This window comes from Streptomyces roseofulvus (assembly GCF_039534915.1).
In the GTDB taxonomy this organism is placed as follows: domain Bacteria; phylum Actinomycetota; class Actinomycetes; order Streptomycetales; family Streptomycetaceae; genus Streptomyces; species Streptomyces roseofulvus.
In genome coordinates this window covers 2691957-2706458 of the sequence record NZ_BAAAWE010000001.1, presented here as the reverse complement: position 1 = coordinate 2706458, position 14502 = coordinate 2691957, and the positions used below count along the sequence as shown (strand labels likewise).

The following is a 14502-nucleotide window of genomic DNA, read 5'->3' as shown; positions in this document are numbered from 1 at the left end:
CTCTACGCGTGGCAGGCAGGATCAACGATGACGACGTGAAGGCGGTCCGGGACGCGGTCCCGATCGACTCCGTGGTGTCCGAGTACCTCCAGCTCCGCAACGCCGGCGGCGGGAACCTCAAGGGACTCTGCCCCTTCCACGACGAGAAGTCGCCCTCCTTCCAGGTCAGCCCCAGCAAGGGACTCTTCCACTGCTTCGGCTGCCAGGAGGGCGGCGACACCATCGCCTTCGTGATGAAGATCGACCACCTCTCCTTCTCGGAGACGGTCGAGCGCCTCGCCGCCAAGGCCGGCATCACCCTCCGCTACGAGGAGGGCGGCTACAACCCCGGCCACCAGCGCGGCGAGCGCATCCGCCTGATCGAGGCCCACAAGATCGCCGCCGAGTACTACGCCGGCCAACTCGCCTCCCCCGAGGCCGAGATCGGCCGCCGGTTCCTCGCCGAGCGCGGCTTCGACCAGGCCGCCGCAGAACACTTCGGCGTCGGCTACTCCCCGGCCGGCTGGGACCACCTCACCCGCTTCCTGCGCGGCAAGGGCTTCTCCGACCGGGAACTGATCGTCTCCGGCCTCTCCCAGGAGGGCCGCCGCGGCCCCATCGACCGCTTCCGCGGCCGCCTGATGTGGCCGATCCGGGACGTCGGCGGCGAGATCGTCGGCTTCGGCGCCCGCCGCCTCCGCGACGACGACACCGGCCCCAAGTACCTCAACACCCCCGAGACCCCGGTCTACAAGAAGTCCCAGGTCCTCTACGGCATCGACCTCGCCAAGAAGGAGATCGCCAAGACCAGCCGGGCCGTCGTCGTCGAGGGCTACACCGACGTCATGGCCTGCCACCTGGCCGGCGTCACCACCGCCATCGCCACCTGCGGCACCGCCTTCGGCGGCGAGCACATCAAGATCCTCCGCCGGCTCCTCATGGACAACGGCTCGGCCCGCGTCATCTTCACCTTCGACGGCGACGCCGCCGGCCAGAAGGCCGCCCTGCGCGCCTTCGAGGACGACCAGAAGTTCGCCGCCGAGACGTACATCGCCATCGCCCCCGACGGCATGGACCCCTGCGAGCTGCGCCTCGCCAAGGGCGACGACGCCGTCGCCGACCTCGTCGAGCCCCGCACCCCGCTCTTCGAGTTCGCCCTCCGCCAGATCGTGAACCGCTACGACCTGGACACCCCGGCCGGCCGGGCCGCCGCCCTCGACGAGGCCGCCCCCGTCGTCGCCAAGATCAAGAACGTCGCCTCCCAGCACGAGGTCGCCGTCCAGCTCGCCGGACTCGTCGGCATCCTCGACACCCAGTTCGTCGTCCGCCGGGTCGCCCAGATCGCCCGCTGGCAGCGCGGCGGCGGCAAGGAGCAGGGCGGCCCCCAGCGCGGCGACGGCCGGGCGCAGCGCTCGTACGGCGAGGTCCAGGCCCCCCGCGGCCCCGCCGGGCCCGCGCTCAACCTGCGCAGCCCCGCCCACCGCACCGAGCGCGAACTCCTCAAGCTCGCCCTCCAGTACCCGGCGCTGGTCTCCCCGGCCTTCGACGCCTACGGCATCGACGAGTTCACCGCCCCGCCCTACGCCGCCGTCCGCCAGTGCATCCAGGACGCCGGCGGCGCCGACGGAGCCCCCGCCGACTACCTCGACGCCGTCCGCGAGGCCGCGCCCGACGACACCGTCCGCGCCCTCGTCACCGAACTCGCCGTCGAGACGATCTTCGCCAAGACCATCGACGAGGTGTACGCCGGCGCCCAGCTGGTCCAGGTCCGCCTCCGCGCCGTCGACCGGCGCATCCGCGACGTGCAGGGCAGCCTCGCCCGGCTCGGCGCCCACGGCGACCCGGAGCGGCTGGCCGCCGTCCAGAACGAGCTGTGGGTCCTCACCCAGTACGGCCAGTCCCTCCGCAACCACGGCGCCGCCGCCCTGTAAGGGCACGGTCGGTCACCGCACGGAACCAAAAAGTCACCGCACGCCCCTCGTGGCGGCGATGTGTCGTACCCCACACTGGGCGGGGTGACGGAGCCGTTCCGCCCTTCCTGGAGGTCGCCCACCGTGCAGACCGAGATCCAGACCACCGACCCGGACGAACTCCCCCCGCTCCCCGAACTCCCGGAGGTCCCGGCCCAGCGGCGCCGCGCCGCCGACACCGGCGGCAACGGCCCCTCCGCCGACCTCTTCCGCCAGTACCTCCGCGAGATCGGCCGCATCCCCCTCCTCACCGCCGAGGAGGAGGTCGAACTGGCCCGCCGGGTCGAGGCCGGCCTCTTCGCGGAGGAGAAGCTCGCCCGCACCCCCGACCTCGACTCCCAGCTCGCCTACGACCTCGACCGGCTCGTCGTCCTCGGCCGGATCGCCAAGCGGAAGCTGATCGAGGCCAACCTCCGGCTCGTCGTCTCCGTCGCCAAGCGGTACGTCGGCCGCGGCCTGACCATGCTCGACCTCGTCCAGGAGGGCAACCTGGGCCTCATCCGGGCCGTCGAGAAGTTCGACTACGCCCGCGGCTACAAGTTCTCCACCTACGCCACCTGGTGGATCCGCCAGGCGATGTCCCGGGCCCTCGCCGACCAGGCCCGGACCATCCGCGTCCCCGTCCACGTCGTCGAACTCATCAACCGGGTCATCCGCGTCCAGCGCCACCTCCTCCAGGAGCGCGGCGCCGAGCCCACCGCGGAGGAGGTCGCCGCCCACCTCGACCTCACCCCCGAACGGGTCCTCGACGTCCTCCGCCTCGCCCAGGAGCCCGTCTCCCTGCACACCCCCGTCGGCGAGGAGGAGGACGTCGACCTCGGCGACCTCATCGAGGACGGCGACGCCGCCTCGCCCGTCGAGTCCGCCGCCTTCCTGCTGCTCCGCCGCCACCTGGAGGACGTCCTCTCCACCCTCGGCGAGCGGGAGCGCAAGGTCGTCCAGCTCCGCTACGGCCTCGACGACGGCCGCCCCCGCACCCTGGAGGAGATCGGCCGCCTCTTCGGCGTCACCCGCGAACGCATCCGCCAGATCGAGTCCAAGACCCTCTCCAAACTCCGCGACCACGCCTACGCGGACCAGCTGCGCGGCTATCTGGACTGAGCCGCCGCCCGGGGACGCGGAAGGGGCCCGCGCCGCTCCCGGCACGGGCCCCTCCGCACGACGGACCGACGCCCGTCAGTCGACCTCGGCGACCGCCTCCGCGAACTGCGCCGCGTACAGGCGGGCGTAGGCGCCGCCCGCGACGAGCAGCTCCTCGTGCGTGCCCTGCTCCACGATCGAGCCGTTCTCCATCACCAGGATCACGTCCGCGTCCCGGATGGTGGAGAGCCGGTGCGCGATCACGAAGGAGGTGCGGCCCTGGGCCAGCCGGGCCATCGCCTTCTGGATCAGGACCTCGGTCCGGGTGTCCACCGAGCTCGTCGCCTCGTCGAGGACCAGGATCACCGGGTCCGACAGGAACGCCCGGGCGATGGTGATCAGCTGCTTCTCGCCCGCGCTGACCGCCGCCCCGTCGTCGTCCACCACCGTGTCGTACCCGTCCGGCAGGGTGCGGACGAACCGGTCGGCGTGGGCCGCCCGCGCGGCCTCCTCGACCTCCGCCCGGGTCACCTCGCGGGTGGCGCCGTACGCGATGTTGTCGGCGATCGTCCCGCCGAACAGCCAGGTGTCCTGGAGCACCATGCCGATCCCGGCCCGCAGCTCCTCCCGGGACATCGACGCGATGTCCGTGCCGTCCAGCGTGATCCGGCCGCCGGTCACCTCGTAGAACCGCATGAGGAGGTTGACCAGCGTCGTCTTGCCCGCGCCCGTCGGGCCGACGATCGCGACCGTCTGGCCCGGCTCCACGGTGAGCGACAGGTCCTCGATGAGCGGCTTGTCGGCCTCGTAGCGGAAGGACACGTGCTCCAGGGTCACCTTGCCCTTGAAGTCGCGCGGCTTCTCGGAGACCGGCGCGTCCGGCTCCTGCTCCTCCGCGTCGAGCAGCTCGAAGATCCGCTCCGCCGAGGCGACGCCCGACTGCACCAGGTTCGCCATCGACGCCACCTGCGTCAGCGGCATCGAGAACTGGCGCGAGTACTGGATGAACGCCTGCACGTCACCGATGGAGAGCGTGCCGCTCGCCACCCGCAGACCGCCGACCACCGCCACCAGCACGTAGTTGATGTTCGAGACGAAGAACATCACCGGCTGCATCATGCCGCTGTTGAACTGCGCCCGGAAACCGGCCTCGTACAGCGCCTCGTTCTGCTCCCGGAAGCCCTTCGCCGCCTCGTCCTGCCGGCCGAAGACCTTCACCAGCGTGTGCCCGGTGTACATCTCCTCCACGTGCGCGTTGAGCGCGCCCGTGGACTTCCACTGCTGCACGAAGTGCGGCTGCGAGCGCTTGCCGATCCGCGCCGCGACCACCACCGACACCGGCACCGTCACCAGGGCGACGAGCGCGAGCAGCGGCGAGATCCAGAACATCATCGCCAGCACGCCGACGATCGTCAGCAGCGAGTTGATGAGCTGGCCCATCGACTGCTGGAGCGTCTGCGAGATGTTGTCGATGTCGTTGGTCGCCCGGGACAGCACCTCGCCGCGCTTCGCCCGGTCGAAGTAGGACAGCGGCAGCCGCGCCAGCTTCGTCTGGACGTCCTCGCGCATCCGGTACACGGTCCGGTTGATCACCTTGATCGACATCCGGGTGGAGACGAGCATCAGCAGCCCCGCCGCCACGTACACCGCCAGCGCGAGCAGCAGCACCTCGCCGACCGCGCCGAAGTCGATGCCCTGCCCGGGCGTGAAGTCGACCCCGGACAGCATGTCGGCCATCCCGCCGTCGCCGTCCGCCCGCAGCTTCTCCAGGGCCTGTGCCTTCGTCACGCCCTCGGGCATCTGCCGCCCGACCACGCCGGCGAAGACCAGGTCGGTCGCCCGGCCGAGGATCTTGGGGCCGACCACCGCGCCCGCCACCGACAGCACGCCCGCGAGCAGCATCAGCCACAGCGCGGTCCGCTCCGGCGCCAGCTGCCGCAGCAGCCGCCTCGACGACCCCTTGAAGTCCATCGACCGCTCACCCGGGGCGCCCCCGGCCATCATGCGTCCGCCAGGACCGGCCATCAGGCTGCCTCCGCCTCGGTCAGCTGGGAGAGCACGATCTCCCGGTACGTCTCGTTCCCCGCCATCAGCTCGTGGTGCCGCCCGGTGCCGACGACCCGGCCCTCGTCGAGGACCACGATCCGGTCGGCGTCCCGGATGGTCGACACCCGCTGGGCGACGATCACCACGGTCGCGTCCGAGGTCTCCTCCGCGAGCGCCGCCCGCAGCCGGGCGTCCGTCTCGTAGTCGAGCGCGGAGAACGAGTCGTCGAAGAGGTAGATCTCCGGCCGCTGGACCAGCGTCCGCGCGATCGCGAGCCGCTGCCGCTGACCACCGGACACATTGGTGCCGCCCTGCGCCACCGGCGCCTCCAGGCCGCGCTCCAGCTTCCGTACGAAGTCGGCCGCCTGCGCCACCTCCAGGGCGTGCCACAACTCCTCGTCGGTCGCGTCCGGGTTGCCGTACCGCAGGTTCGACGCCACCGTCCCCGAGAACAGGTACGGCTTCTGCGGGACGAGCCCGACGGTCCGCGCCATCAGCGACGGGTCCAGCTTCCGCACGTCGACCCCGTCGACCAGGACCTCGCCGCCGGTCACGTCGAACAGCCGCGGCACCAGACCCAGCAGGGTCGACTTGCCGGAGCCGGTCGAGCCGATGATCGCGGTGGTCTCGCCGGGGCGGGCCACCAGCTCCACGTCCCGGAGCACGGACTCCTCGGCGCCCGGGTAGCGGAAGTCCGCCGCCCTGACCTCCAGGTGGCCGCGCCGGTCGAGCGCCGTCACCGGCTCGGCCGGCGGCACCACGCTCGTCGAGGTCGCCAGGACCTCCTCGATCCGCTCGGCGCAGACCTCGGCGCGCGGCACCATCATGAACATGAAGGTGGCCATCATGACCGCCATCACGATCTGCATCAGATAGGCGAGGAAGGCGGTCAGCGCGCCGATCTCCATCCCGCCGCTGTCGATGCGGTGCGCGCCGAACCAGACCACGGCCACGCTGGACACGTTCACGACCGTCATCACGGTCGGGAACATCAGCGCCATCAGCCGGCCCGTCGCCATCGAGACGTCGGTCAGTTCGGCGTTGGAGCCCCGGAAGCGCTCCTCCTCGTACCCGTCCTTCACGAAGGCGCGGATCACCCGGTTGCCGGTGATCTGCTCGCGCAGCACCCGGTTCACCGTGTCGAGGCGCTCCTGCATGGTCCGGAAGAGCGGCCGCATCCGCTTCACGATCAGCGAGACGGAGACGCCGAGCACCGGCACCACGGCGAGCAGCACCCCGGAGAGCGGCACGTCCTGGCCGAGGGCCATCACGATGCCGCCGACGCACATGATGGGCGCGGAGACCATCAGGGTGAAGCCCATCAGCACCAGCATCTGGACCTGCTGGACGTCGTTGGTCGTCCGGGTGATCAGCGACGGCGCGCCGAACTGGCCCAGCTCGCGCGCCGAGAAGGACTGGACCCGGTCGTAGACGGCGCCGCGCACGTCGCGGCCGACCGCGGAGGCGGTCCGCGCGCCGTAGTACACGGCACCGATGTTGCACAGCACCTGGATCACGGACACGCCGATCATCAGCGCGCCGAACCGCAGGATGTAGCCGGTGTCCCCGTTGACGACGCCCTCGTCGATGATGTCGGCGTTCAGGGTGGGCAGATAGAGGCTCGCGCAGGTCGCCAGGAACTGGAGCAGGACGAGCAGGGCGATGGGTTTTCGATAGGGCCGCAGGTGGGTTCGGAGAAGTCTTATGAGCACGGTTCCCACTATCGCCCTCGGGCCCGGACCGTTACGACCCGGTTTTGCGCGTGTCAGGCGTCGAACGCCCCCGGGTGGATCTGTTCCCGCGCCGCCACGTACTGCTGGCGCACCGCCTGGCCCACCGCCAGCTCCTCGCCCGGCTCCAGGATCTGCGCGGCGGCGCCCTGCCAGGCCGGCGGGGCGGACGGGGCGAGCGTCCCGCGGGCCACGCCCAGCGCCCAGGCGGCCTGCCGGGCCGCGCCCAGCGCCGCGTAGTCGGCCGGCTGGGGGACGACGACCTGCGCGCCGAACAGCGCGGGCGCCAGGGCCTGGACGGCGGGCAGCGCGGCCGCCGCGCCGAGCAGGAAGATCCGCCGGACCTCGACGCCCCGGCCGCGCACCACGTCCAGGGCGTCGCCGAGGCCGCACAGCATGCCCTCGAAGGCGGACCGCGCCAGGTGCTCGGGCTTCATCGCCTCGCGGCGCAGCCCGGTGAGGGTGCCGGCGGTGTGCGGCAGGTGCGGGGTCCGCTCGCCCTCCAGGTAGGGGAGGAGCACGAGACCGGAGGAGCCGGGGGTGGACTTCAGGGCGAGCGCGGACAGCTCGTCCAGCGACTCCAGGCCCAGCATCTCGGCGGTGCCGCGCAGGGTCCGGACCGCGTTGGTGACGGAGACGACCGGCAGGTGCATGCCGGTGGCGTCGGCGTACGAGGTGACGGCGGCGCCGGGCCGGTCGACGGCCTGGTGGTGGACGGCCATGACGGAGCCGGAGGCGCCGAGCGAGACGACGGCGTCGCCGGCGCCGAGCCCGAGCCCGAAGGCGGCGGCCATGGTCTCACCGGTGCCGGCGGAGATCAGCAGCCCCTCGGGGGTGGTGCCGGCGGGCTCGGCGGGGCCGAGCACCTCGGGCAGCGCGACGGCCTGCCCGAGGGCCAGCTCGACGAGGTCGGGGCGGTAGGCGCCGGTGCGGGCCGACCAGTAGCCGGTGCCGGAGGCGGCGCCGCGGTCGGTGGTGCGGCGGGCGGGGCGGCCGAGGAGCTGCCAGACCAGCCAGTCGTGCGGCTGGAGCACGGCGGCGACCCTGGCCGCGTGCTCGGGTTCGGTACGGGCCAGCCAGCGCAGCTTGGCGATCGGCAGCCCGGACTGGGGGACGGTGCCGACGGCCTCGGCCCACGCGTCGCGCCCGCCGAGCGCGTCGACGAGGTCGGCGGCGGCGACCTGGGCCCGCTTGTCGTTGCCGACCAGCGCCGGCCGCACCAGGCCGCCCTGGGCGTCGAGCGGCACGACGCCGTGCGCCTGCGCGCACACGCCGATGGCCTCCACGCCTTCGAGGAGACCGCCGGTCGCGGCCTCCCCGAGCGAGAGCAGCCATGCCTGCGGGTCGACGTCGGTGGCCTTGGCGTCGACCGGGTGCGGGGCATGCCCCTGCCTCAGTACGGCTCCCGTGTCGGTGTCACAGACGACGATGCGCGTGGCGTCCGAAGAACTGTCCAGTCCGGCGACTATCCCCATGACACCCGATTCTGCCGCACGCGGGGCCGGTACGGGTCAGGTGTTGCTGGTGCCCCAGTCGTCGTCCTCGGCGACCTGCCCGTTGGCGTGGGCGCGTCCGCGCAGGGCGGCCACCCGGTCGGTGACGGAGGACGGCAGGTGGTCGCCCACCTTGTCGCCGACCACGTGCGCCGCCTTCCCCGCGTACTGCCGGCCGGTCTGCGCGGCGGACTCGGCCGCGTTCCGCACGGCCGGGTTCTGCGCGAAGTCCTGGGCGGCCTTCTTCATCCGCTCGTACCGCTCGCGCCCGGCGCGCGTTCCGATCACGTAACCGAGCGCGAGACCCGCGGCGAACGTCAGCTTGTACCGCACGCTGCGATCCTTCCCTGGTGGGCCCTGGGGATGTCCTCGGGATACCGATTGGCGGAGCACCCCCCTGCTTGCGCTAATGTATGTCTCGCAGCGAGCGCCCGCCGCCCGGGACAACCCGGGCAGGACCGTTCGGTGCACCGCAGCAATCCCCTGTAGCTCAATTGGCAGAGCAGCCGGCTGTTAACCGGCAGGTTACTGGTTCGAGTCCAGTCGGGGGAGCGCGATCCCCTGTAGCTCAATTGGCAGAGCATTCGGCTGTTAACCGGAGGGTTACTGGTTCGAGTCCAGTCGGGGGAGCAGATCGGAAAAGGACCCTCAGGGGTCCTTTTTCGCGTTCCCGGGAACCATCCGTTCCCCACCGCGGTCTTCATGGTCGAGCAGACCCGGTCATGCCGATCATCCGGAGCAGGAGATCGTATGAGCGGCTATGCTGCGGCAGGACGGCGCGCACACTTGTACGCGCGTCGACGCGAGGGGCGGTAGCTCAGCCGGTTAGAGCAGCGGACTCATAATCCGTCGGCCGTGGGTTCGAGTCCCACCCGCCCCACCACCGCCCGTGGCCGAAGGAAGGTTTCTCCGCGGCCACGGGCTTCTTGCTTCCACGGTGCACCCGCGGTGACCCGCATCACGGCAGCGAAACGCCCGGAGTCACCCGGACGCCTCAGTCCGCGCGGAAGGCGACGCGGACCGCGTCGCCCGTCGGGACCACGAGCACGCTGCCGCCCGTCTCGGACCAGTGCTCCGGGATCAGGAACATCCGGCCGTTCACCTCCGCGAGGAGGCGCAGGCCCTCGTACCGGTACCGGTACCGCTGCGGGTGGTCGGCGACGGGCAGGACCGTCTCGCGCGCCTGCCGGGGCGGGAAGTGGAGCCGTTCCGCCGTGTCGACGGTCACCGCCGGGCGCAGCCACAGATGGCGCGCCAGATACCGGGCGTCGTCGTCGCCGTGCCGCTTCGCGTACGCGTGGACCGCCCAGAAGGACGACAGGCCGACCAGCGCGGCGACGAGCGCCAGCGCCAGCCGCTCGCGCGCCACGGGGTAGTCGGCGCCCCTCAGCTTGAAGAACAGCGCCCTGCCGTACACGACCAGCACCAGTCCGCCGCCCAGCAGCAGCGGCGTGTCCATCGCCCCGGCGTCCCACACGCCGAGCCCGCCGAGCATGCCGAGAGCGAAGAGAACCAGACCGCAGACCGAGAGCAGGTACGGCGCGAACCGGCCGCCGGGCGGCAGGGGGCCGCTCCTGGCTCCCAGCGCGCGTGCCGCGTAGTAGACCAGGACGGCGGCCAGCGCGACGGTGAGCGCGGCGCCGGCGGGTACGTAGAGGGCGCCCGCGCTGCGCAGCGCGTAGTCCTGGGTGGAGAAGCCGAGGGTCGCCGCGTCGACGCCGAAGTGCCCGTAGAGGGCGTCGGTGTAGGCGAAGCCGAAGTACAGCAGCAGGGCGCCGATGAAGGTGGTCGGGGCGAGCAGCGTGGCGAGCGTGACGGCCCAGTTGCTCCAGGTGTGCCCGCCGCCGTCGGAACCCCCCTCGGTCGTGGGGGGTGCCTCGGCCGTGGGGTTCTCGTCGTTCCGCCCGTTCCCTTCGGCCGCCATACGACCCCCTTCGCTCGGGCGGCTCAGCCGAGCCCGCCGGAGTCGCCGGACTCACCGGACTCGCCGGTGCCCCCGTCGGTGGTCTCACCGGTGGTGGTCTCGCCTGTGGTCGTTTCCCCGGTGGTGGTCTCGCCGGTGGTCGTTTCGCCGGTGGTCGTCTCGCCGGTGGTCGTTTCCCCAGTCGTCGTTTCCCCGGTCGTCGTCTCGCCCGTGGTCGTTTCCCCGGTCGTCGTCTCCCCGGTGGTCGTCTCCCCGGTCTCTTCGCCGGTGGGGCTCAGTTGGACGGAGAGCGGGTCCTTGTCCTCGCCCCTGACCCCGCCCTCGTCCCGGAGGGTCACGCAGATGATGCGCGACGTGTTGGAGGTCACGTCGCCCTGGCCCTGAGGGAAGTCGAAGGACACCCGGAAGACGTTCCCCTCCGTGTTCGGCGGGACGGTGACGGTCTGGCTCGACGGGGCCATGGGCTGGGGGTTCCCGTCCGGCGAGCAGTCCACGGCCGTGACCGTGCCCACATAGGGTTCGGACGAGGGGTTCTCCACGAACTTCTCGTAGATCTCCGGAAAGAAGCCGTCGAAGTCGTCGGAGAGCCGGCCCGCGCGGCTGAAGCTTCCGCTGTCCTTCTCCTGCCTCCGCCGCTCCCGCGCGTCCTCGTCCGTGTCGCCTCCCCCCGTCGTCCCGCCGGTCGTCGAGGCGTCGGTGGGGTCCGGGGAGGTGTCGGTCCCGGAGGTCCGGTCCGCCTCCTCCGACCCGGAGGAGCAGCCGGTCAGCGGGGCGGCCCCGGTGCAGAGGAGGACGAGCGCGAGGAGCGCCCCCCTGGTCCTGCTCCGACGACGCGTCGTCCGGCCGCGCATGGCGCCTCCCGATCCGGGGCTGTCGGAACGGACCGCATCCGTTCCGTGTTCCGGCAGCCTAAAACGCCGTCATATCGGGTGAAACCGCCGTTCGGGTAGCCGCACCCGCGGGGCCCGCGCGGGTGCGGGGTTGACGAAACTAGGAGCCCTAGTTTTAGCCTAGGGGTCCTAGGAATGGGGTGAGGTCGATGGTGCGGGCCGGGTTGACGGCGGATCGGGTGACGGTCGCGGGGGCCGAGGTGGCGGACGAGGTCGGGTTCGACCGGGTGTCCATGTCGCGGGTGGCGCGGCGGCTCGGGGTGAAGGACGCGAGCCTCTACGCGCACGTGCGGAGCCTGGAGGACCTGCGCGGCCGGATCGCGCTGCTGGCGGCGGACGAGAAGACCGTCCGCATCGCCGAGGCGACGGCGGGGCTGTCGGGCCGGGACGCGCTGGTGGCGTTCGCCGACGCATGGCGGGCGTACGCCCACGAGCACCCGGGGCGTTACGCGGCGACGCAGGCCGCGATCGAGATCGACCCACGACTGGCGGCCGACGCGCCCGGACCGCGCCGCGCGGTGGAGCTGACGTACGGGATGCTGCGCGGCTACCGGCTGTCCGAGCCCGATCTGACCGACGCGGTCCGGCTGCTGCGCAGCACCTTCCACGGCTTCGTCGCCCTGGAGGCGGCGGGCGGCTTCGCCCACGCGCGCACGCCGCAGCGGTCCTGGGAGCGCGCCCTCGACGCCCTGCACACCCTCCTGGAGCACTGGCCGACCGCCCGAGAAGGAGACTCCTGATGACCGAGCCCACCGTCGGAAGCCTGCGCGTGCCCGGCGCGGCCCTGCGCTACGAGGTCCGCGGCCGGGGCCCGCTCCTGCTGCTGATCCCCGGCGGCGCGGGCGGCGCGGCCGCCGTCGAGGAGATCGCCGACGCCTTCGCCGCCGACCACACCGTCGTCTCCTACGACCCGCGCGGCATGGGCGGCAGCCCCCTGGACGACCCCGAGGCCGAGCAGCGGGTGTCCGAGCACGCCGACGACGCCCTGCGCCTGCTGGACGAGGTGTCGCCCGGCGAGCCCGCCCGGGTGTTCGGCGCCAGCTCGGGGGCGATCGCCGCCCTCCACCTGCTCGCCACCCGCCCCGACCGGGTCGAGCGCGTCGTCGCGCACGAGCCGCCGGTGGTGGAGGTCCTGCCGGACGCCGCCGTGCACCGCGCGCTCGTCGCACGCGTCCAGGAGACGCTGAGGACCCGGGGGCTCATGCCGGCGATGAGCGTGTTCGCCGAGGGGCTGCGGAAGGAGGGCGGGGGCGACACCGCCGGGCCGCGGGGCGTCACCGAACTGCCGCCGCGGGCGGCCGCGCGGCGGGAGCGCACCATGGCCGACCTGCCGTACTTCGTCGGGCGCATCGTGCCGAGCTTCATGGCCTACACCCCGGATGCAGACCGCCTGGCGGGACTCTCCGGCCGGCTCGTCCTCGCCGGCGGCGAGGACTCGCGCGGCGAACTCCCGTACCGTGCGGCCGCCTTCCTGGCCGACCGCCTCGGCTCGGAGCTCCGGCACTTCCCCGGCGGGCACACCGGCCTCACCACCCACCCCGCCGCGTTCGGCGCGCACCTCCGCGAGGCCCTCGGCGCCTGACGGCGCCCCACCGCGGATTGCTCCCTCACCGGGCGGCCGCGAGCCAGCGGGCGAGGGCGTGGGGGGAGGTCGTGCGGAGCTCGCGGTGGAGGGGGCGGAGGAGTTCCGGGCGGTCGAGGAGGCCGCGGGGCGGCGGGGCGGCCCTGGTGACGGCGAGGACCAGGCCCGTCCACGCCTCCGGGGAGTCCGGGTCCTCGGCCAGCAGGCCGGTGTAGGCCGCGGCGGCCGCGGGGTCGCCGGCGAGCAGGGCGTGGTCGGCGGCCGGGGCGGCGGGGCGGGCGGTGGCCGACGGGGTGAGGAGGTGGCGGATCAGACGGACGCGGGTGTGGGACCAGCGCGGGGTCGGGTCGGGAGTGAGGACGGGCGGCGGGAGGTCGGGGGGCGGGGCCCCGGCGACGAAGGACTCGGCCAGGGCGCGGACGTCGGCGGGCGCCGGGGCCAGATGGCGGATCCGCCACTCGGTGCGGTGGTCGTCGGCGGCCAGCGCCGCCCACGCGTCCACCTCCGGGCCCACCCGGCCGTCGGACTCCCAGGTGTCGAGGCGGGCGCTCATGCCGGCCACGAAACGGCGCCCGTGGGCCGTGAGCGCGGGGTCGGCGGCGAGGGTCCGGACGGCCTCCCGGGTCTGCCGGCGGGCGAACGCGAACTCGAAGGCGGCCGAAGCCCGTTCGGCCGCGGGGGCGCGGTCCAGGTGCCGGGCCCAGAAGTCGGTGATGCCCAGGAAGGCGTACGCCCCCTGGAGCAGGCCGCTCAGCGGGCGGGGGTCGTCCCGCCAGGGGGCGTGGTGCCGTTCCTCGCCGCCGTCCCGCTCCAGCGTCAGCAGGTGCAGCAGCGCGCCCAGTTTGGTGTGCTGGAACTCGTGGACCAGGGTGACCGCGAAGGTCACCGGGTCCGGCGGCAGCGAGGTCAGCAGACCGCCGAAGGCGTCGCCGGACGAGGCGCTGAGCACCACCCCGGTCGGCGACGGGTCCACCGGCGTCAGGCTCCGTAACCCCACCGCCAGCGCCTCCGCCGCCTCCGGGTCGCACGCCTCCAGGACCTCGAACGCCCCCCGGAACCCGTCCTGCCAGCCGGCCGCCGCCGCCGGGGCGAGCCGGGCCGGCGGCAGCGGGTCCCCCAGGTCACGGTAGGGATCGACGTCATCCAGGAGGCAGCCCACCGGCCGCCCCGCCACGCGCGCGTGCAGCCCGCGCAGCGCCAGCCAGCCGGGGGCGTCGCCCCCCGGCGCGGCGGGCGGGCCCACGGCCTCCCGGTGCGGCTCGACCGTCAGCCGGCCCGCCGCCACCGCCACCTCCGCCGTCCCCAGGGCCGGGCGCCCCGGCAGCACCGCGAGCCCGAGGCCCGGGAACATCACGGTGCCGTCCCGCAGCGGCACGGTGGTGGACAGCGGCAGCCCGGCGCGCAGCGCGGCGACGGCGCAGAGCGCGTACACCTGCCCGAGGTCGGTCCAGAGCGGCCCGTCGCCCCAGGCGGTGTGCCGCAGCCGGCGCAGCCCGTGGCCGAGCCAGCTGCCCACCTGCGGATGGAGCAGCAGCTCCCGGAACTCCTCCGGGGCCCGCTCCTGGGCGGCCGCCAGCGCCGCCCACGCGCTGTCCACGGACGGCAGCGGCCCCAGCGCGCCGGGGGTCCGCGCCGCCGTGTCGAGCAGCGCCCGGAGCAGCAGGAGCCGCCTGCTGTACTCGGTCGTCCGCAGGAAGCGGACGGTGTCCGGGCCGCCCCGGCCGGCGGCCAGGGCGTCGAAGTCCGCCGAGGGGACGAGATGGTGCGCGGCACGGGCCGGCGGGTGACCTGCGTCGGTCTGCACGGAT

General features: G+C 73.3%; 11 protein-coding genes and 3 tRNA genes. 7 read left to right on the top strand and 7 right to left on the bottom strand.

The genetic code is table 11. The annotated features are described in order from the left end of the window. The first annotated feature begins 8 nt into the window (after positions 1–8). Together dnaG and ABFY03_RS12505 are read left to right on the top strand one after the other, a co-directional pair. On the top strand, positions 9–1910 hold the full coding sequence (dnaG, locus tag ABFY03_RS12510; protein WP_346169921.1) for a DNA primase: 1902 nt from the start codon (positions 9–11) through the stop codon (positions 1908–1910). A gap of 60 nt (positions 1911–1970) precedes the next feature. Beyond that, positions 1971–3050: an RNA polymerase sigma factor gene (locus ABFY03_RS12505; protein WP_386723572.1), complete on the top strand. Its 1080-nt coding sequence runs from the start codon at positions 1971–1973 to the stop codon at positions 3048–3050. A 75-nt stretch (positions 3051–3125) separates the two neighbouring features. On the opposite strand, the gene ABFY03_RS12500 is transcribed toward ABFY03_RS12505, so the two are convergent. Genes ABFY03_RS12500 through ABFY03_RS12485 form a run of 4 tightly spaced genes read right to left on the bottom strand, consistent with a single transcriptional unit; the run spans position 3126 to position 8631 of the window. Continuing rightward, entirely contained in the window at positions 3126–5054 is a 1929-nt protein-coding gene (locus ABFY03_RS12500) for an ABC transporter ATP-binding protein (protein WP_346169920.1), read from the bottom strand. After that, positions 5054–6787, bottom strand: a complete 1734-nt coding sequence (locus ABFY03_RS12495; protein WP_319013963.1) for an ABC transporter ATP-binding protein — start codon at positions 6785–6787, stop codon at positions 5054–5056. The genes ABFY03_RS12500 and ABFY03_RS12495 overlap by 1 nt, the downstream gene beginning before the upstream one ends. A gap of 53 nt (positions 6788–6840) precedes the next feature. Beyond that, positions 6841–8280, bottom strand: a complete 1440-nt coding sequence (locus ABFY03_RS12490) for an FGGY family carbohydrate kinase (RefSeq protein ID WP_346169919.1) — start codon at positions 8278–8280, stop codon at positions 6841–6843. A 36-nt stretch (positions 8281–8316) separates the two neighbouring features. Further along, positions 8317–8631: a YtxH domain-containing protein gene (locus ABFY03_RS12485; protein ID WP_319013965.1), complete on the bottom strand. Its 315-nt coding sequence runs from the start codon at positions 8629–8631 to the stop codon at positions 8317–8319. 146 nt (positions 8632–8777) lie between these two features. Here ABFY03_RS12485 and ABFY03_RS12480 point away from each other — a divergent pair. The 3 genes from ABFY03_RS12480 (at position 8778) to ABFY03_RS12470 (ending at position 9181) form a co-directional block, all read left to right on the top strand. Continuing rightward, positions 8778–8850: transfer RNA gene (locus tag ABFY03_RS12480), tRNA-Asn, on the top strand. 5 nt (positions 8851–8855) lie between these two features. Continuing rightward, positions 8856–8928, top strand: a tRNA-Asn gene (locus ABFY03_RS12475). 176 nt (positions 8929–9104) lie between these two features. Then, a tRNA-Ile gene (locus ABFY03_RS12470) sits at positions 9105–9181 on the top strand. Positions 9182–9292: 111 nt separating this feature from the next. Here the strand turns inward: ABFY03_RS12470 and ABFY03_RS12465 are convergent. Continuing rightward, on the bottom strand, positions 9293–10222 hold the full coding sequence (locus tag ABFY03_RS12465; RefSeq protein ID WP_346169918.1) for a hypothetical protein: 930 nt from the start codon (positions 10220–10222) through the stop codon (positions 9293–9295). Positions 10223–10245: 23 nt separating this feature from the next. Then, positions 10246–11073 (bottom strand): hypothetical protein, encoded by an 828-nt coding sequence (locus ABFY03_RS12460; protein WP_346169917.1) that lies wholly within the window; start codon positions 11071–11073, stop codon positions 10246–10248. A gap of 188 nt (positions 11074–11261) precedes the next feature. Here ABFY03_RS12460 and ABFY03_RS12455 point away from each other — a divergent pair, with 188 nt between their 5' ends. Then, on the top strand, positions 11262–11852 hold the full coding sequence (locus ABFY03_RS12455) for a TetR/AcrR family transcriptional regulator (protein WP_346172244.1): 591 nt from the start codon (positions 11262–11264) through the stop codon (positions 11850–11852). After that, entirely contained in the window at positions 11852–12694 is an 843-nt protein-coding gene (locus ABFY03_RS12450) for an alpha/beta fold hydrolase (RefSeq protein WP_346169916.1), read from the top strand. The genes ABFY03_RS12455 and ABFY03_RS12450 overlap by 1 nt, the downstream gene beginning before the upstream one ends. Before the next feature lie 25 nt (positions 12695–12719). On the opposite strand, the gene ABFY03_RS12445 is transcribed toward ABFY03_RS12450, so the two are convergent. Beyond that, a complete protein-coding gene (locus ABFY03_RS12445; protein ID WP_319013969.1) occupies positions 12720–14498 on the bottom strand; it encodes an HEXXH motif domain-containing protein in 1779 nt (592 codons plus the stop codon). Positions 14499–14502: the final 4 nt, after the last annotated feature.

What these genes read in the sequence shown, in the direction of transcription:
- ABFY03_RS12500 (WP_346169920.1), bottom strand. Translation starts at nt 5,054, where the DNA reads ATGGCCGGTCCTGGCGGACGCATGATGGCCGGGGGCGCCCCGGGTGAG.
- ABFY03_RS12490 (WP_346169919.1), bottom strand. Translation starts at nt 8,280, where the DNA reads ATGGGGATAGTCGCCGGACTGGACAGTTCTTCGGACGCCACGCGCATC.
- ABFY03_RS12465 (WP_346169918.1), bottom strand. Translation starts at nt 10,222, where the DNA reads ATGGCGGCCGAAGGGAACGGGCGGAACGACGAGAACCCCACGGCCGAG.
- ABFY03_RS12460 (WP_346169917.1), bottom strand. Translation starts at nt 11,073, where the DNA reads ATGCGCGGCCGGACGACGCGTCGTCGGAGCAGGACCAGGGGGGCGCTC.
- ABFY03_RS12455 (WP_346172244.1), top strand. Translation starts at nt 11,262, where the DNA reads ATGGTGCGGGCCGGGTTGACGGCGGATCGGGTGACGGTCGCGGGGGCC.
- ABFY03_RS12450 (WP_346169916.1), top strand. Translation starts at nt 11,852, where the DNA reads ATGACCGAGCCCACCGTCGGAAGCCTGCGCGTGCCCGGCGCGGCCCTG.